The sequence below is a fragment of the Streptomyces sp. BBFR51 genome, from assembly GCF_044591655.1.
Lineage (GTDB): Bacteria > Actinomycetota > Actinomycetes > Streptomycetales > Streptomycetaceae > Streptomyces.
On record NZ_CP172448.1, the window covers coordinates 2,822,091 to 2,839,017 of the forward strand.

Consider the following 16,927-nt stretch of genomic DNA (forward strand, 5'->3'; position numbering starts at 1 on the left):
GTCAGGGTCCCGCGTAGAAGACGTAGGAGACGCGGTCGGCGACCGAGGCCGGGACGGGGGTGCGTTCGCGTCCGGAGCGTTCGGCGACCTGTAACAGGGCGCCGGGGTCGACCTCGATCTGGTCGAGGATCACGCAAACGGCGTGTTCGACGGGGAGGAAGCGGTTGGGCAGGACCGAGCAGGTCCGGTAGGCGGCGAAGGGGTCGGCGCGGTCGTTGAGCCGGAGCAGGGTGGGCAGTTCGTCCCAGTCGTCGGGGAAGCCGGCGGCGATGTGCGGCTGGGGGGCGAGGACGGCCTCGCCCTCGTTGCGCAGCAGTCCGAGGCGGGCGAGCTGCCAGACGGCGGCGAGGAAGGGGCAGGACCAGGTGCGGTGCCCGTCGGCGTCGTCGTTCCACAGTTCGACGTCGAGGAAGACGGAGTGGCGGCGGGCCGCGGTCTCGCGGGGCGGCTGCCAGGCGGTGGCCCGTTTCATCGCCTGCGGGGCGCGGGCGACGGGGCTGCGTTCGCCGTTGGCGAGCCAGCCGGTCTGCGCGGCGGGCGGGCGCAGGCCGTAGCTGCCGGGCGGCGGTGACTCGACGATGCGGCCGGCCACCGCCTCGGCGACGGGCACCTTGCCGGTGACGGCGCAGCCGGACTCGCGCGCGAGGTAGTCGACGCTCAGCCCGGCCCGCTCGGCCTCCGCGAGCAGCATGGGGACGACTTCGGCGGGGGTGGAGAAGCGGGTGAAGTAGTCGTCGACGAGGAAGCAGGTGCTGATCCGGGCGCGTTTGCCGCCGGCCCGGGCGGTGGCGGCGGCGCGGGCCGCCGCCACCCAGGGCCCCACTTCGGCGAAGTGCGCGCGCAGCCGCTCCGGCCCCGCCTCGAAGTCCTCCATGTAGAGGTGGCCCAGCTCCAGGGAGAGGTGGGCCAGCGGCACCGACTGGGTGCGCGGCTCGGCGGCGGTCTCGCGGAACACTGCGTCGCTCACGGCCGCCCCCAGTACGAGTCGTCGGTCAGGCGCCGGGCGATCTCCTCCAGCGCTTCCAGGGTCTCCTTGTTGGCGATCTGGGTGGAGAGCACGTCCTCCTCGGTGATCAGCTGCTCGCGCCACTGGAGTATGGGCTCCAGCGGTACGACGCCGAGGACGACGCTGTCGCCGATGCGGTGTTCGGCGGCGAGCCGGCGCAGGGCCTCGTCGCAGGCCTGCATCCAGGCGGCCTGGGCGGGCGAGCCCTGCGACCACAGGGGCGACTCGGGGTCGGGCACGGCGGCCCGTACGAAGCGGATCGCGGCGCGCAGGGCGTCCTCGTCGTGGCCGCGTTCGACGCCGCCGCCGATGATGCCGTGGTCCTTGTGAACCAGACCGGAGGCGGCGATGACGTGCTGGCGGGTCCAGCGGTGGAAGACCAGCCAGCGGAAGGGGACGTTGCGCATCCGGGGGTGGGCGGTCGCCGCGAGGACCATGTCGACGGCGTAGCTGCGGCCGGCGCTGAGGTCGACGACGGTGAGGTCGAACTCGCCGTTGAGCCGCAGCAGCAGGTCGATGCACCGCTCCAGGGCCTCCTCGCCGGTGGCGAACTCCCCGCCCCCCGCGTCGCCGGGGAACAGCACGAGGCGGCCCGACTGGTTGGGGCGGGCGCGCAGCAGGGGGTGCTCGGTCTGCCGCCAGACGTCGATCCTGGCGGGCTCGGCCGTCTCGCCCTCCAGGTAGGAGTGCAGGCCGCGCTCCTCGGTGCCGCGCATGGCGGAGGGCACGTCGAAGACGGCGGCGGCGGTGGGCGAGCCGAAGTCGAAGTCCACGTAGGCCACGTGGTCGCCGGTGAGGGCACGTTGGTAGGCCAGGTTGGCGCTGGTCACCGAGCGCCCCGTGCCTCCTTTGTCGGAGGCGGCGAAGACGAGCACGCTCACACCTCCTGCGCGGCGGCGCCCCTGGCCTGGGCCAGGGTGTCGAGTTCCTGGAGCACGGGCAGGGCCAGTGCGAAGGCGGTCGCGGGCCGGTCGTCGACCAGGCTGCGGGCGTGGTCGAGCCGGCTCTCGATGCTCCGCATGGCCCGCGCTCTGCTTCCGTCGGCGGCGGCGGACGCCTCCAGCTGCTCCTTGCCGAACAGGTGGGTGGCCTCACTGAGCAGTTCGCGGGCCATCTCGGCCAGTTCGGGGCTGCGGATGGGCTGCTGCTCGTACAGGTTGCGGGCGGCGACGAGGCATTCGGTGACGCGCTCGGTGATGCTCCAGGACATGCGCAGGGAGACGTTGTCCGACTCGGGGTAGACGGCCTGCACGTTGTCCCACAGGCCGGCGCCCTCCTCGTCGTCGATGCGCCGTGACCACAGGTGCTCGAAGGTCTGCTCGGACAGGCGCAGCAGCCGGTCCTGGGCGCCGATGTTCCGGGAGAGCTCGGCGAGCTGGATGCTCCGCTTGAGGAGCTGGGCGGAGAAGTCGGTCATCCGCCACAGCAGTTGCCCGCCGGAGTGCTCGGACCCGGCGAGCGGCATGGTGACGCCCGGGTTGTGCAGCCGGATCGTGGTGTCCCGCTTGGTCATGCGGCTGGTGACCCGGCCCCGGTCGGCGAGGCGTTCCATGACGGCGACGGTGCGGGTGAGGTCGTCGTCGGTGGCCTTCCGGCGGACCAGGTCGTGCACCACGATGGCGGCGACGGTCAGGGAGAAGTACTCGGACTCCAGGCGCAGTCCGGTGGTCTGCCAGGGCAGGTCCTCCAGCGGCCAGCGGTCGGTGCCGAAGCGGGCGATCGCGGACCAGTACTGCTGGCTGAGTTCCCAGCGCAGGCGCAGCATCTCGGCGAGTTTCTGCTGGTCCTCGTCGAGCAGGCCGAGGGTGAGGGTGCGGTCGGAGAACAGGTCCTGGATGCCGTCGAGGGCGACGACGGTGAAGTACACGTAGGGCAGCCGGTCGGCGATGCCCTCGGGCTGGCCGGGTACGGGGGCGCTGAGGTCGCTGATCTCCGGCGCGTCCCTGACGATGCCCCAGGCCCAGCCGCACTCGAAGAGCTGGCTCTCGTCGCGGATGCCCTCGTCGACCTGGATGCCTCTGGAGATGCTCTCGATGATGGTGGCGCGCAGGGGGCGTAACCGTCGGGAGAACTGCTGGAGGACGAGCCGGTCGGACTGCCGGCCCTGTCCGATGACCTCGATCAGCCGCCGGCCCTGTTCGGACTCGGCGTCGAAGACGTTGACGGTGAAGGAGCGCAGCAGGCTGATCATCGCGGCGGTCAGCCGGGCGTTGGTGGCGTCCCTCAGCTCGGCGACGGCCCTGCGTACCTCGGGGCGGGTCGTGGTGCCCTCGTAGACCTTGAGGAATCCGAGGGTGGCGAGGCAGAGCGTGACGGACATGGAGTAGGAGTCGACCACGCCCAACTGGCTCTGGGCGTGGGTGATCTCGCCGTCGGGTTCGGAGGGCCGGAAGTAGTGGCCGCCGGCGAAGGTGGGGCTGTCGTCCGCCGCGGTGTGGGTGCGCATGAACTGGGTCAGCGCGGTGATGAGGTTGGGCGGGATCTCCAGCCGGCTGCCGACCCGGTCCAGGGCGCGCAGGACGTCACGTTCGGTGGTGTCCGGCTGGTCGAGCCGGAAGGCGGGGACCTCGGTGGCCGGATAGAGCAGGCAGAGCAGGCGTTCGGCGTCCGCGACGCTGCTCAGTCCGTCGGTGTCCCCCCGGACGAGCTTCCCGTCGTCGAACGAGTGACGGGCCATGGCCTGCCAGATGTCCAGCAGGTGCTGGCGTGGCTTGATCTGCATCCCCGCACCCCTCGTACAGATCTCGTTGCCCTGTGTTCCGCATGCCCCCGTTGAGCATGGTCCCCGTTCCTACGGGGTGGCAATCTCCGAATTGCGCCGTCCCAGGGCGAGGAGAATTCCCTCGTGCCCCGGCCGCACCATGTGGTGCAGATCGTGGATTTCCAGCTCCGCGGTGAACGGTTCCAGGCTCTCCCTGACCCGGTCCTCGTTCACCCGGTAGGCCGGGTAGTCGTGGTCGCCGACTCGGTAGCCGACGGACTCCTTCATGAAGGCGGCGGCGAACGGCGCGCCCTCGCCGAGCGCGTTCATGAAGCACCGCACGCCCCGGTGGAACTCCTCGGGCACCTCGGACATGGAGTCGGCGACGAAGAACATGGTCCCGATGTCCCAGCGCCGGTCCCCGCCCTCCAGGTCGAAGAGGTTGCCGCGCTCCACGCGGACGATCTCGCCGAGCAGTGGTCTCGGTTCGACGGCGGCGTAGGCGGGAGCCTCGCGCAGCACGTCCCAGAAGGGGTCCCAGGCGATGTCGTACCCGGCCGGCGAGACCTGTTTCTCCAGGTACTCGACGTTGGGGTGCGCGTACTCGAGCAGGACCAGCTTCTCGCACCAGGGCAGCATGGACAGGGCGGGATACAGGTTCGCACCGGCGCCGACGTCGACGCCGCGCGCCGAGTGCGTCGGGGCCCCGTCGAAGCAGCGGGTGAAGTAGTCACGCATCAACCGGACGATCAGCAGGTCCACTTCGAGTGGTGTCCGGTAGTTGTTGTCGACGTACACCTCTGGATCGAACTTCGACCACGGCGCGTCGGCGTTGCGATCCATAGTCACCCTGCCACGTTCCATTCGATTTTGGACAAATCCCCATTACTGTTCACGGTAAGTGACTCAGCGGCTTCGAACAGCAGGGGAATACGCCATCCGTATCCGACCGGCGCACGTCGGGCGCATGGTCGCACACCTTAACTCGCCCTTGCATGAGGGAAGTTGGACGTTCACTGTAGCGAGAAGCAGACACTGGCCGCCACATGAGTCCTCACTCCTTCGTGTGGGCGGCACGGCTGCCCACGAGTTGACGCTGTCTGACCAGGGGGTTGCATGACCGCCGAACCGCTGGAACGTTCCCTCGACCACCACGACCAGCTCACGCGACCCGACTTGCCTCCGGACGACCTGCCACTGGACCTGCGCACGGCACAGACGTCCGACCTGCCGGAACTGCGGCGGCTCGACGAGGAGGTCTTCCAGGAGTTCGCCTATCCCGGGTTCCTGCTGCGCCAGCTCTTCGACATGTACGAGGAGCACTTCCTGGTCCTCGACGACGGCACCGGCCGGCTGCGCGGCTACGTGCTGGCCGCCACCCGGGCGCTCGGCGCGGACAGCTGGATACTCGGCCTGTGCGTGACGCAGGACCGGCGGCGCCACGGGCTGGGCCGGGAGCTGATGAGGGAGGTCCTGACGCGGCTGCGCCGGGACGGCATCGAGGTGGTGCGCCTCACCGTGGAGCCCGCCAACCTCGCCGCCATCTTCCTCTACCGTTCCCTGGGTTTTCGTCCCGAGGAACCCGACGGCGGTCTGCGTCCGGACTACTTCGGCCCGGGCATGCACCGCCAGATCATGCGGCTGGATCTCCCGGGCGCCCCTGATCCGCGCTAGGAGGGCGTGCCCGCCGAATCCAGGAGGCGGGTCACGTCGTCGGAGCAGAGGGTCAGGGCCGCGCCGACCGTGGCCAGCGCGTCGCGCTCGGCGGGGGTGTAGGGGCCGTCGGCCAGGGCGATGCGGGCGCCCTGGAGCAGGATCGACTCGCGGCCGACGGCGGCGAGGTGCGGGGCCAGCGGGTCGAGCGCCTCGTGCAGTTCTATCGCCAGACCCGGCACGCAGGGCTCGCCGCGGACCCGGCCGGTGTCCGCCTCCAGCGCCTCGACCAGCGCGTTCAGCTGGTCCTCGGTGCAGTCCTCGAAGCCGGCCGCGCGCACCGCGACGGCCGCGGTCTCCAGCGACGTACGCGAGCAGGTGCCGCCTGCGGCCAGGACGGCGAGGGCGACGGTGTGGACGGCGTCGCGGAGCATCGCGGAGAAGCGGGTGGTGGTCGGGTGGTCGAGGACGTCGGTGCCGTAGTGCCGGCGGCAGGCCGCGCACTCGACGGTCGGGGCGGACTCGCCGCGCGGCAGCACGGGAACCCCGAGCAGGGTGAAGCGGCGGCGGCCGGTGAGCCGCGTGTAGTTGCGGTCACCGCCGCAGCCGGGGCAGAAGAACTCGCCGTCGCCGACGGGTGTCCACGCGGTGCGGGTGCCCAGGATGCGTGGCAGCCGGGCAGCTCGGCTGTTTCGTCCCCGTCCAGCCAGCACGTCGCACCTCCGTAACGGCGCGACAGCATCGTCGCGCTGGCGTGATGTTAGCCACATCACCGACGTGGAGTCAGTACCCAGGACGAGACCTTTCCGTGACCATCACAGATATATGGCCGGTATATGACGGGGTCCCGCCCGCCGATTTCCGGCGAGCGGGACCTCAAACCACTGATTCGGCTGGTCAGCGCGACGCGCGGTTGACGGCGGAGACGATGGCCTTCAGCGAGGCGCGCGTGGTGTTCGCGTCGATTCCGATGCCCCACAGCACCTTGTCGCCGATCGCGCACTCGATGTAGGAGGCGGCCTGCGCGGAGGCGCCCTCGCTCATCGTGTGCTCCTGGTAGTCCAGCAGGCGTACGTCGATGCCGACGCCCTGCAGCGCGTGGAAGAACGCCGAGATCGGGCCGTTGCCGGTGCCGACCAGGGTGGTCTCCGCGCCGTCGACCGTGGCCTCGACGGTGAGGGTGTCGACGCCGTCGCGGTCGGTCGTGGTCTGCCCGCCCGCCACCTGGATGCGGCCCCAGGGGTTGTCCGGGTTGGGCAGGTACTCGTCCTGGAAGACCTCCCAGATCGCCCCGGGCGTGATCTCGCCGCCCTCGGCGTCCGTCTTGGCCTGGATGGTCTTCGAGAACTCGATCTGCATCCGGCGCGGCAGGTCCAGGCTGTGGTCGTTCTTCAGGACGTAGGCGATACCGCCCTTGCCGGACTGCGAGTTGACCCGGATGACCGCCTCGTAGGAGCGGCCGACGTCCTTGGGGTCGATCGGCAGGTACGGGACGGCCCACTCGATGTCGTCGACGGTGACGCCCTTCGCGGCCGCGTCGGCCTCCATGGCGTCGAAGCCCTTCTTGATGGCGTCCTGGTGGGAGCCGGAGAAGGACGTGTAGACCAGGTCGCCCGCGTAGGGGTGGCGCGGGTGGACCTCCATCTGGTTGCAGTACTCCCACGTGCGACGGATCTCGTCGATGTCGGAGAAGTCGATCTGCGGGTCGACGCCCTGGGAGAACAGGTTCATGCCCAGGGTGACCAGGTCGACGTTGCCGGTGCGCTCGCCCTGCCCGAACAGGCAGCCCTCGATGCGGTCGGCGCCGGCCATCAGCGCCAGCTCGGCCGCCGCCACCGCCGTACCGCGGTCGTTGTGCGGGTGGACGGACAGGCAGACGTGCTCGCGGCGGGACAGGTTGCGGCCCATCCACTCGAAGCGGTCCGCGTGCGTGGACGGCGTCGAACGCTCCACCGTGGCGGGCAGGTTGAGGATGATCTCGCGGCCGGGACCGGGCTGGTAGGTGTCCATCACCGCCTCGCAGACCTCCAGGGCGAAGTCCAGCTCGGTGTCGGTGAAGATCTCCGGCGAGTACTGGTAGCCGAACTCCGTCTCGGGGCCCAGCAGTTTCTCCGCGTACTCCATGACCAGCCGGGTGCCGTCGACCGCGATCTGCTTGATGTCGTCCCGGGAGCCGCGGAAGACGACCCGGCGGAAGACGGGGGCGGTCGCGTTGTACAGGTGGACGGTGGCCCGCCTGGCGCCCTTCAGGGACTCCACCGTGCGCTCGATCAGGTCCTCGCGGGCCTGGGTCAGTACGGAGATGGTGACGTCGTCCGGGATGGCGTCCGGGTCCTCGATGATGGAGCGTACGAAGTCGAAGTCGGTCTGGCCGGAGGCGGGGAAGCCGACCTCGATCTCCTTGTAGCCCATCTTGACCAGCAGGTCGAACATGGCGCGCTTGCGGACGGGCGACATGGGGTCGATCAGGGCCTGGTTGCCGTCGCGCAGGTCGGTGGAGAGCCAGCGGGGAGCGGTGGTGATCCGCTGGTTCGGCCAGGTGCGGTCGGCGATGTCGACCTGGTCGTAGCCGCGGTACTTGGCGGTCGGCATGGGGCTGGGCTGCTGGCGGTTGGCCATGATGGCGTGGGCTCCTCGTGATGTCCGCGGATCTCGGCGGTGTCCGCGTCGTCCGCGTGTCCGGAAGGACGGCCGACGGCACCACCAAGCTCCGCGGGGAGGGAGTCGGCCTCTACAGGCCCTCGCCGCGGCAGCTAAGGAGAAGCAGCCCGAATCGCATGATGCCCAGCACCCTAGCCGAGCCACGCCGGTCACGCGGGTCCGTATCAGTATGCGGGACCACGGAGTGAACCGGGACAAAAAGTGCCGTATACCACTCGGCACCGGCCACGGGGGCGCATTGGCGCCCGTTTTCACCAATCGTGGTTGCGAGGGGTGACAGTACGGTCACGCAGTGCAAGTGTGCCGACATGACGACCTACGGGGGCTTCGAGCCCGTCTTCTGCACCATCGTGCCGCCCCACGTCCTCGACAAGCTCGCCGAGAACGCGGACCCCGTGCTCGCCGGGCCCGCCCGCCGCACCCTGCAGCGCGACGCCCTCGAGCGCACCCGCCGCGGTCTGACCACGGTCATCGGCGCCCCCTCCGTGGCCCCGCGCGCGGGCGCCGAGCCCGAGAAGCCGCAGCGCACGGTCTACGACGCCCGGCACGGCACCGACCTGCCGGGCAAGAAGGTGCGCGGCGAGGGCGAGGACCCCGGCCAGGACGCCCCCGTGAACCGCGCCTACGCGGGCCTGGGCGCCACCTTCGAGCACTTCCTCAAGGCGTACCGGCGCAACTCCATCGACGGCGAGGGCCTGCCGCTGGACGCGACCGTGCACTACGACCGCGAGTACAACAACGCGTTCTGGAACGGCGAGCAGATGGTCTTCGGCGACGGGGACGGGGAGATCTTCCTCGACTTCACCCTCGCCCTGGACGTGATCGGCCACGAGCTGACCCACGGCGTCACCCAGCACACCGCCAACCTGACCTACTACGGCCAGCCCGGCGCCCTCAACGAGTCGGTGTCCGACGTCTTCGGCTCCCTCATCAAGCAGTACTCGCTGGGCCAGACCGCGGCCGAGGCCGACTGGCTGATCGGCGCCGGACTGCTCGCCCCGCGCGTGACGGGCGAGGCGCTGCGCTCCATGAAGGCGCCGGGCACGGCCTACGACGACGACGTGCTGGGCAAGGACCCGCAGCCCGCGACGATGGACGACTTCGTGCGCACCGGCCGCGACAACGGCGGCGTCCACATCAACTCCGGCATCCCCAACCACGCCTTCCACCTGCTGGCCACCGCGCTCGGCGGCCACGCCTGGGAGCGGGCCGGGCAGGTCTGGTACGACGTGCTGACCGGCGGCGAGCTGGCGCAGGACGCGCTGTTCGCGGACTTCGCCACGCTGACCGTGAAGGCCGCGCGGGAGCGGTACGGGGACGCGGAGGAGCTGGAGGCGGTGAGCAAGGCGTGGGAGCAGGTCGGGGTGCGGACGCTGTAGTTCCGTACTAGACACGGGTCCATGCGGATTCAGGTGAGGCGCACAGGAGGCTTCGCGGGCATCGAACGCCACGCGGAGGTCGAGACCGCGGGACGCCCCGACGCGGACGAGTGGCACGCCTTGGCCGAGCGGGCGGTCGCCGACGGCCGGGGCACGCCGCCCGTCGGGGTGCCGGACGGGTTCAGCTACCAGCTCACCGTGGACGGGACGACGGTGTACGCCGCCGATCCCCGGCTGACGGACGAGCAGCGGCGGCTGATCTCCCGGGTGCTGAAGGAGGGTGCGTAACGCGGCCCGCGCGCACGGGCGTTGACTTCCCTTACCGGGGGTACGGATGATCCGCGCATGGCGACGAACCCGGTACCCCGGTTCCCGGACGGCTTCCTGTGGGGCGTGTCCACGTCCGCGCACCAGATCGAGGGCGCGGCCGATCTGCGGGGGCCCTCCGTGTGGGACGCGTTCGCGGCCGAACCCGGGCGGATCAAGGACGGCTCGACGGCGGCGGTGGCCTGCGACCACTACCACCGCCACCGCGAGGACGTGGCCCTGCTCGCCGGCCTCGGCGTGGACGCGTACCGCTTCTCCGTCTCCTGGCCCCGGGTGGACTCCCCCGGCGGCCTCGACTTCTACGACCGCCTGGTGGACGAGCTGTGCGCGGCGGACGTGCGGCCGGTGCCGACGCTCTTCCACTGGGACCTGCCGGCCGGTATGGACTGGCTGGAGCGGGACACGGCGTCGCGTTTCGCGGAGTACGTGACGGTGGTCGCCGACCGGCTCGGCGACCGGGTCGGCAAGTGGATCACCCTGAACGAGCCCGCCGAGCACACCCTGCTCGGTCATGCGCTGGGCATCCACGCCCCCGGCCGCGAGCTGCTGTTCGACGCCCTGCCCGTCGCCCACCACCAGCTCCTCGCGCACGGCCTCGCGGTACGGGCCCTGCGCGCGGCGGGCGCCACGGACGTCGGCATCGCCAACTCGCACGGCCCGACCTGGCCCGCCTCCGAGGACCCGGCCGACCGGGAGGCGGCGGAGTTCTACGACCTCCTGCTGAACCGGATGTTCGCCGACCCGATCCTGACCGGGCGGTACCCGGAGGGCATCGGGGAGCTGATGCCGGGCTCCCCGGCAAGGCTCGACGCCGACCTGGGGATCGTCGCCGAGCCGCTGGACTGGTACGGCGTGAACTACTACGCGCCGACGCGGGTGGGCGCCCCGCAGGGCGCTGAGATCGAGTTCGGCGGGGTGACGCTCCCGGCCGAACTGCCCTTCTCGGTGCGCGAGATCGAGGGCCGGCCGCGGACGGACTTCGGCTGGCCCGTCGTCCCCGAGGGGCTGACGGAGCTGCTCACCGGCTTCCGCGACCGCTACGGCGACCGGCTCCCGCCGGTCGTGATCACGGAGAACGGCTGCTCCTACGAGGGCCTCGACGACCGGGACCGCATCGCCTACCTGGACGGACACGTGCGCGCCCTGCACCGGGCGATCGAGGCGGGCGTGGACGTGCGCGGCTACTTCGTGTGGTCGCTCCTCGACAACTTCGAGTGGGCCGAGGGATACGCCCGCCGGTTCGGACTGGTCCACGTGGACTTCGCGACGCTGGAGCGCACGCCCAAGGCGTCGTACGGGTGGTTCCGGGACCTGGTCGCCGACCAGCGGCGGGCACCGGTCGGATAAAACCCTCGGTGCTGTCGGCGGGGAGTCGTACGCTGGAGTCAGCAGACACACCCGTCACGCGGCACGCGCCGCAGAGGAGGACGAGCAGGCCTAGAGCGCCGGCCCATGACTCAGACACCCTCAGCCCACACCCCCGCGCAGGGGCAGGCCAGAGCACGGATCAGCGTCCCTGCCCAGCACCCCATGGTGACCGTGCTGGGTTCCGGAGACTCCCTCCTGCGTGTGATCGAGAAGGCCTTCCCGGCGGCCGACATCCATGTCCGGGGCAATGAGATCAGCGCCGTCGGCGACACCCATGAGGTCGCCCTCGTACAGCGCGTGTTCGACGAGATGATGCTGGTGCTGCGCACGGGGCAGCCGATGACGGAGGACGCAGTGGAACGCTCGATCGCCATGCTCAAGGCGAGCGAGAACGGGGAGAGCGACGGCCAGGAGACCCCGGCCGAGGTGCTCACGCAGAACATCCTGTCCTCGCGCGGCCGCACCATCCGCCCCAAGACGCTGAACCAGAAGCGGTACGTCGACGCGATCGACAAGCACACCATCGTCTTCGGCATCGGCCCGGCGGGCACCGGCAAGACCTACCTGGCGATGGCCAAGGCGGTGCAGGCCCTGCAGTCCAAGCAGGTCAACCGCATCATCCTGACCCGTCCGGCGGTCGAGGCCGGTGAGCGGCTCGGCTTCCTGCCGGGCACGCTGTACGAGAAGATCGACCCGTATCTGCGCCCGCTGTACGACGCGCTGCACGACATGCTCGACCCGGACTCGATCCCGCGGCTGATGGCGGCGGGGACGATCGAGGTCGCGCCGCTGGCATACATGCGCGGCCGCACGCTGAACGACGCGTTCATCATCCTGGACGAGGCGCAGAACACCAGCCCCGAGCAGATGAAGATGTTCCTCACCCGGCTCGGCTTCGAGTCGAAGATCGTGATCACGGGTGACGTGACGCAGGTCGACCTGCCCGGCGGCACGAAGTCCGGGCTGCGGCAGGTGCAGGAGATCCTGGACGGCGTCGACGACGTCCACTTCTCCCGGCTCACGTCGCAGGACGTCGTCCGGCACAAGCTGGTGGGCCGTATCGTCGACGCCTACGAGCAGTACGACAGCAGGAACGGCACCGAGAACGGCGGCCACAACGGCGGCCGGACACCGGGAACCGGTGCCAAGGCCAAGGGGAAGTAGACCAGCAAGACCATGTCGATCGACGTCAACAACGAGTCCGGAACCGAGGTCGACGAGCAGGCGATCCTCGACATCGCCCGCTACGCGCTCGCGCGGATGCGCATCCACCCGCTCTCCGAGCTCTCGGTGATCGTCGTGGACGCCGGCGCCATGGAGCAGCTGCACATCCAGTGGATGGACCTGCCGGGTCCCACCGACGTGATGTCCTTCCCGATGGACGAGCTGCGGCCGCCGGCGAAGGAGGACGACGAGGCGCCGCAGGGGCTGCTCGGCGACATCGTGCTCTGCCCGGAGGTCGCCGCCAGGCAGGGCACCGAGGCCCCGACGCAGCACTCCATGGACGAGGAGCTCCAGCTCCTGACCGTCCACGGGGTGCTGCACCTGCTCGGGTACGACCACGAGGAGCCGGACGAGAAGGCCGAGATGTTCGGTCTGCAGGCCGCCATCGTGGACGGCTGGCGTGCGGACAAGGGCCTGACCGGCCCGTCCCCGGCCCCGACCGTCTCATGAGCCTCCCGCTGGTCGCCGGCGCCGTCGCCCTGGTGGTGGTCGCCTGGCTCGCCGCGTGCGCGGAGGCGGGGCTCGCGAGGGTCTCCAGCTTCCGCGCCGAGGAGGCGGTACGGTCCGGGCGGCGCGGCGGCGAGAAGCTCGCCAAGGTCGCCGCCGACCCGACGCGCTACCTCAACGTGGCGCTGCTGGTCCGCGTCGCCTGCGAGATGGCGGCCGCCGCGCTGGTCACGTACGCCTGTCTGAAGCAGTTCGACGGCACCGGCGAGGCGCTGGTGATCGCCATCGCGGTGATGGTGCTGCTCTCGTACGTCGCCGTCGGGGTGTCGCCGCGCACCATCGGGCGCCAGCACCCGCTGAACACGGCGACCGCGGCGGCGTACGCGCTGCTGCCGCTGGCCCGGATCATGGGGCCGATCCCGTCGCTGCTCATCCTCATCGGCAACGCGCTCACGCCCGGCAAGGGCTTCCGGCGCGGCCCCTTCGCCTCCGAGGCGGAGCTGCGGGCGCTGGTGGACTACGCCGAGAAGGAGTCCCTGATCGAGGCCGAGGAGCGCCGCATGGTGCACTCGGTGTTCGAGCTGGGCGACACCCTGGTGCGGGAGGTCATGGTCCCACGCACCGACCTCGTCGTCATCGAGCGCTACAAGACCATCCGGCAGGCCCTCACCCTCGCCCTGCGCTCCGGTTTCTCGCGGATCCCGGTCACCGGGGACAGCGAGGACGACATCGTCGGCATCGTGTATCTGAAGGACCTGGTCCGCAGGACGCACATCAGCCGGGACGCGGAGAGCGACCTGGTCTCCACGGCGATGCGCCCCGCGTCCTTCGTGCCGGACACCAAGAACGCCGGTGACCTGCTGCGCGAGATGCAGAAGGACCGCAATCACGTCGCCGTCGTCATCGACGAGTACGGCGGCACGGCCGGCATCGTCACCATCGAGGACATCCTCGAGGAGATCGTCGGCGAGATCACCGACGAGTACGACCGGGAGCTGCCGCCCGTCGAGGAGCTGGGCGAGGACCGTTTCCGGGTCACCGCCCGCCTCGACATCGGCGACCTGGGCGAGCTGTACGGCCTGGAGGAGTTCGACGACGAGGACGTGGAGACCGTCGGCGGACTGCTGGCCAAGGCGCTCGGCCGGGTGCCGATCGCCGGTGCCACGTCGGTCGTGGAGCTGCCCGACGGCCGTGAACTGCGGCTGACGGCGGAGGCCGCGGCGGGCCGCCGGAACAAGATCGTGACGGTGCTGGTGGAGCCGGTGACCGCGGCGAAACCACCGGCGGAGGAGGCCGTGGCGGAATGACCCCGGGTGAACTGCGCGACTTCTGTCTGTCCTTCAACGCGGTGGTGGAGGACTTCCCCTTCAACCCGGAGACCTCGGTCTTCAAGGTGCTGGGGAAGATGTTCGCGCTCACCTCGCTGGAGGGGCGCCCGCTCACGGTCAACCTGAAGTGCGACCCGGACGACGCGATCCGGCTGCGCGGCGACCACCCGGAGCTGATCGTCCCGGGCTGGCACATGAACAAACGGCACTGGAACACGGTGACCGTGGACGGCGGTCCCGACGACGGACCCAGCGGCCGGCTCCCGGACCGTGTCGTCCGGGAGCTGGTCGAGGACTCCTACGACCTGGTGGTCGCCGGCCTACCGCGCGCGGAGCGGCTCCGCCTCGACCGCCCCTGAGCCTGCCGCCCGGCGGGTCCGCAGGCCGGCCGCGATCAGGGCGGCCGCCGCGAGCACGATCGCCGCGTCCAGGACCAGCACCGTGTGGACGCCGGACATCAGGTCCGTGGAGGTGGTGGCCAGAACGCCGAGCAGCGGGATGCCGACGGTGATGCCGACCTGCTGGGTGGAGGTGACCAGGCCGGTCGCCAGGCCCTGCTCCTCGTTCGGGACGCCGGAGGTGACGGTCAGGCCGTAGGAGATGATCGCGCCCAGGTGGCACATGCTGGCCAGGGACACGGCGGCCGTGGCGAGCCACACCGACCAGCCGCCCTCCCCCAGCGCCAGCAGGGACAGGCCGAGGACGCCCTGCCCGGCGAGCGAGCCGACCAGGGTGCGGCGGGCGCCGAAGCGGCCGATGACACGGGGTGCGTACGAACCGGCCACCACGGACAGCACGCCCTGCACGCCGAAGACCAGGCCGGTCTCGAAGGCGCTCAGATGCAGGACCTCCTGGAGGTACAGGGTGAGGACGAAGACCACCGTCGACATCATCGAGAAGGTGACCAGTCCGCCCAGGTTGCCCCACGCCACCGTGCGGCGGCGCAGCATCGGCAGGGAGACCAGCGGGGCGGCGGTGCGGGACTCGACGACCGCGAAGCCGGTGAGCAGCAGCAGGCCCGCGACGAGGGTGACGAGGACGTCGGTGCGGCCGAAGCCGTGTTCGGCGGCCGTGGACAGGGCGTAGATCAGGGAGAGCAGCCCGCCGGTGACGGTGACCGCGCCGGGCACGTCCAGGCGGGGGCGTTCGGGAGTGCGCGACTCGGGCAGCAGGCCGGGGGCGAGCGGCAGCACGATCAGCGCGAACAGCGCCAGCAGGCCCATGGTGGACCGCCAGCTCAGCAGGTCGGTCAGTACGCCGCCGGCCACCATGCCGACGGTGAAGCCGAGCGAGAGCAGCGTGCCGGAGATGCCGAGGGCGCGGTCGCGGGCCGGGCCCTCGGGGAAGGTCGTCGTCAGCAGGGACATGCCGGTCGGCACGATGGCCGCCGCGCCGAGGCCCTGGAGGGCGCGTCCGGCGAGGAAGGAGGCCGGGTCCCAGGCCAGGGTGGCAAGGAGCGAGGCGGCGCCGAAGAGCGCGAGGCCGGCCAGGAACAGCCGGCGACGCCCGTAGAGGTCGCCCATGCGGCCGAAGAGCAGCAGGAACCCGCCGGACGGCAGCGCGAACGCGGTGACCGCCCACTGGAGGGCGGAGGTGCTCATGCCGAGGTCCGCGCCGAGGACGGGCAGCGCGACGTTCAGGACGGAGAAGTCGAGCGCGACCATGAACTGGGCCGCGCAGAGCACGAACAGGACGAGCCGGTCGCGGGGTGAGAGCCGGGGAGCGGCCGGAGCGGACTGCTGCTCGGCAACGGGGGTCGGGGTGGAAGTCGAGGTGGAAGCCGGGGTGGGAGTCGGGGTGGTGTCGATCGCCATGGACAGGAGCCTGCGGCCCCCGGAATAGTTGTGGGGAGACGCGGATTGTTCTGGTGGTGCCACCACCAGGCACCGGAACGCACCATGCGCATGGCTACGGGGGGAGTACACACGTGCCGGACGTGATCGCGAGGGCACAGGGTGCGTCGGCGGGCCGGGACCGTCGCCGCAGTGAGCTGCGGGAGTTCCTGATGAGCCGCCGGGCCCGGTTGTCCCCGGCCGAGGTGGGCCTGCCGGAGGGCGGGGCGCGGCGCCGCACGCCGGGGCTGCGCCGCGAGGAGGTGGCCGTGCTCGCCGGGGTGGGCGCGTCCTGGTACCAGTGGCTGGAGCAGGGCCGCGACATCTCCGTCTCCCCGCAGGTCCTGGACGCGGTCGGCCGGGTACTGCGGCTCAGCAACACCGAGCGCCGCCATCTCTACGTACTGGCCGGTCTCAACCCTCCCGCGGCCGAGGTGGAGCCGGCGAAGCAGGACATGTGCGAGGGGCTGCGGCGGCTGATCGACACGTGGATGCCGTATCCGGCGCACATCATGGACCGGTACTACAACTGCGTGATGTACAACGACTCCGCGTCGATGGTGCTGGGCATGCGGCCCGAGACCACGTGGAACTGCATCGTCGACTTCTTCACCGACCCGCTGTACCGGTCCCGCTCCCGCAGCTGGGAGCAGAACGCGCGGACGGTCGTCGCCCAGTTCCGCGCCACCTGTGCGGCCAACCCTGACGACGAGGGGTTCCAGCAGGTGCTGGCGGACCTGAAGGCGGCCAGTGCCGAGTTCGCCGCGCTGTGGGAGGAGCGGGACATCGAGGACGCCGGGCAGATCCGCAAGGAGCTGGACCATCCGCTGGTCGGGCTGCTCAGCCTGGAGTCGACGGCGCTCCAGGTGCCCGCCCGCCCCGATCTGACCATCGTGCTGCACACGCCGCTGGACGAGGCGAACACCGCGGCGAAGCTGGAGTGGCTGGCCTCACCGGAGGGCCGGCGCGGGGCGATGTACCCGGTGGCGGGGTGAGAACGG

General features: G+C 70.8%; 16 protein-coding genes. 9 read left to right on the plus strand and 7 right to left on the minus strand.

Features of this window, described 5'->3' with window-relative positions:
* Window position 1: 1 nt before the first annotated feature.
* The 4 genes from ACGH7X_RS12870 to ACGH7X_RS12885 all read right to left on the minus strand — a co-directional run bounded on the left by ACGH7X_RS12870 (window position 2) and on the right by ACGH7X_RS12885 (window position 4,571).
* A complete protein-coding gene (locus ACGH7X_RS12870) occupies window positions 2–967 on the minus strand; it encodes an SCO2522 family protein (RefSeq protein WP_399884805.1) in 966 nt (321 codons plus the stop codon).
* A complete protein-coding gene (locus tag ACGH7X_RS12875; protein WP_399896977.1) occupies window positions 964–1,881 on the minus strand; it encodes an SCO2523 family variant P-loop protein in 918 nt (305 codons plus the stop codon). The genes ACGH7X_RS12870 and ACGH7X_RS12875 overlap by 4 nt, the downstream gene beginning before the upstream one ends.
* Window positions 1,882–1,883: 2 nt before the next feature.
* Complete coding sequence (locus ACGH7X_RS12880) at window positions 1,884–3,728, minus strand: SCO2524 family protein (protein WP_399884807.1); 1,845 nt, start codon at window positions 3,726–3,728, stop codon at window positions 1,884–1,886.
* 69 nt (window positions 3,729–3,797) lie between these two features.
* Window positions 3,798–4,571 carry an SCO2525 family SAM-dependent methyltransferase gene (locus tag ACGH7X_RS12885; RefSeq protein ID WP_399884808.1) on the minus strand — a complete coding sequence of 258 codons (774 nt, stop codon included), beginning with the start codon at window positions 4,569–4,571 and terminating at the stop codon, window positions 3,798–3,800.
* Window positions 4,572–4,823: 252 nt separating this feature from the next.
* Between ACGH7X_RS12885 and ACGH7X_RS12890 the strand changes: the two genes are divergently transcribed.
* On the plus strand, window positions 4,824–5,381 hold the full coding sequence (locus ACGH7X_RS12890) for a GNAT family N-acetyltransferase (RefSeq protein ID WP_399884810.1): 558 nt from the start codon (window positions 4,824–4,826) through the stop codon (window positions 5,379–5,381).
* Here ACGH7X_RS12890 and ACGH7X_RS12895 read toward each other — a convergent pair.
* Both ACGH7X_RS12895 and leuA read right to left on the minus strand, forming a co-directional pair.
* On the minus strand, window positions 5,378–6,073 hold the full coding sequence (locus ACGH7X_RS12895; RefSeq protein WP_399884812.1) for a TerB family tellurite resistance protein: 696 nt from the start codon (window positions 6,071–6,073) through the stop codon (window positions 5,378–5,380). The two genes, ACGH7X_RS12890 and ACGH7X_RS12895, sit on opposite strands and share 4 nt — an antisense overlap.
* A 184-nt stretch (window positions 6,074–6,257) precedes the next feature.
* On the minus strand, window positions 6,258–7,979 hold the full coding sequence (gene leuA, locus ACGH7X_RS12900; RefSeq protein WP_399884814.1) for a 2-isopropylmalate synthase: 1,722 nt from the start codon (window positions 7,977–7,979) through the stop codon (window positions 6,258–6,260).
* Window positions 7,980–8,329: 350 nt separating this feature from the next.
* Between leuA and ACGH7X_RS12905 the strand changes: the two genes are divergently transcribed.
* The 7 genes from ACGH7X_RS12905 (at window position 8,330) to ACGH7X_RS12935 (ending at window position 14,453) form a co-directional block, all read left to right on the plus strand.
* Window positions 8,330–9,400 (plus strand): M4 family metallopeptidase, encoded by a 1,071-nt coding sequence (locus tag ACGH7X_RS12905; RefSeq protein WP_399884816.1) that lies wholly within the window; start codon window positions 8,330–8,332, stop codon window positions 9,398–9,400.
* Between the two features lie 21 nt (window positions 9,401–9,421).
* Window positions 9,422–9,688 carry a protealysin inhibitor emfourin gene (locus ACGH7X_RS12910; RefSeq protein WP_399884819.1) on the plus strand — a complete coding sequence of 89 codons (267 nt, stop codon included), beginning with the start codon at window positions 9,422–9,424 and terminating at the stop codon, window positions 9,686–9,688.
* A 57-nt stretch (window positions 9,689–9,745) separates the two neighbouring features.
* On the plus strand, window positions 9,746–11,074 hold the full coding sequence (locus ACGH7X_RS12915; RefSeq protein ID WP_399884821.1) for a GH1 family beta-glucosidase: 1,329 nt from the start codon (window positions 9,746–9,748) through the stop codon (window positions 11,072–11,074).
* A gap of 105 nt (window positions 11,075–11,179) precedes the next feature.
* Window positions 11,180–12,259, plus strand: coding sequence for a PhoH family protein (locus tag ACGH7X_RS12920; protein ID WP_399884823.1), 1,080 nt, complete (start codon window positions 11,180–11,182; stop codon window positions 12,257–12,259).
* A 12-nt stretch (window positions 12,260–12,271) separates the two neighbouring features.
* Window positions 12,272–12,769 carry an rRNA maturation RNase YbeY gene (gene ybeY / locus ACGH7X_RS12925; protein WP_399884825.1) on the plus strand — a complete coding sequence of 166 codons (498 nt, stop codon included), beginning with the start codon at window positions 12,272–12,274 and terminating at the stop codon, window positions 12,767–12,769.
* Window positions 12,766–14,073, plus strand: a complete 1,308-nt coding sequence (locus tag ACGH7X_RS12930; protein WP_399884827.1) for a hemolysin family protein — start codon at window positions 12,766–12,768, stop codon at window positions 14,071–14,073. Before ybeY ends, ACGH7X_RS12930 begins: the two co-directional genes overlap by 4 nt.
* Window positions 14,070–14,453, plus strand: a complete 384-nt coding sequence (locus ACGH7X_RS12935) for an MmcQ/YjbR family DNA-binding protein (RefSeq protein ID WP_399884829.1) — start codon at window positions 14,070–14,072, stop codon at window positions 14,451–14,453. Before ACGH7X_RS12930 ends, ACGH7X_RS12935 begins: the two co-directional genes overlap by 4 nt.
* On the opposite strand, the gene ACGH7X_RS12940 is transcribed toward ACGH7X_RS12935, so the two are convergent.
* Window positions 14,415–15,908, minus strand: coding sequence for an MFS transporter (locus ACGH7X_RS12940; protein ID WP_399884831.1), 1,494 nt, complete (start codon window positions 15,906–15,908; stop codon window positions 14,415–14,417). The two genes, ACGH7X_RS12935 and ACGH7X_RS12940, sit on opposite strands and share 39 nt — an antisense overlap.
* Window positions 15,909–16,021: 113 nt before the next feature.
* Here ACGH7X_RS12940 and ACGH7X_RS12945 point away from each other — a divergent pair, with 113 nt between their 5' ends.
* Window positions 16,022–16,921 carry a helix-turn-helix transcriptional regulator gene (locus ACGH7X_RS12945; RefSeq protein ID WP_399884833.1) on the plus strand — a complete coding sequence of 300 codons (900 nt, stop codon included), beginning with the start codon at window positions 16,022–16,024 and terminating at the stop codon, window positions 16,919–16,921.
* Window positions 16,922–16,927 lie beyond the last annotated feature (6 nt).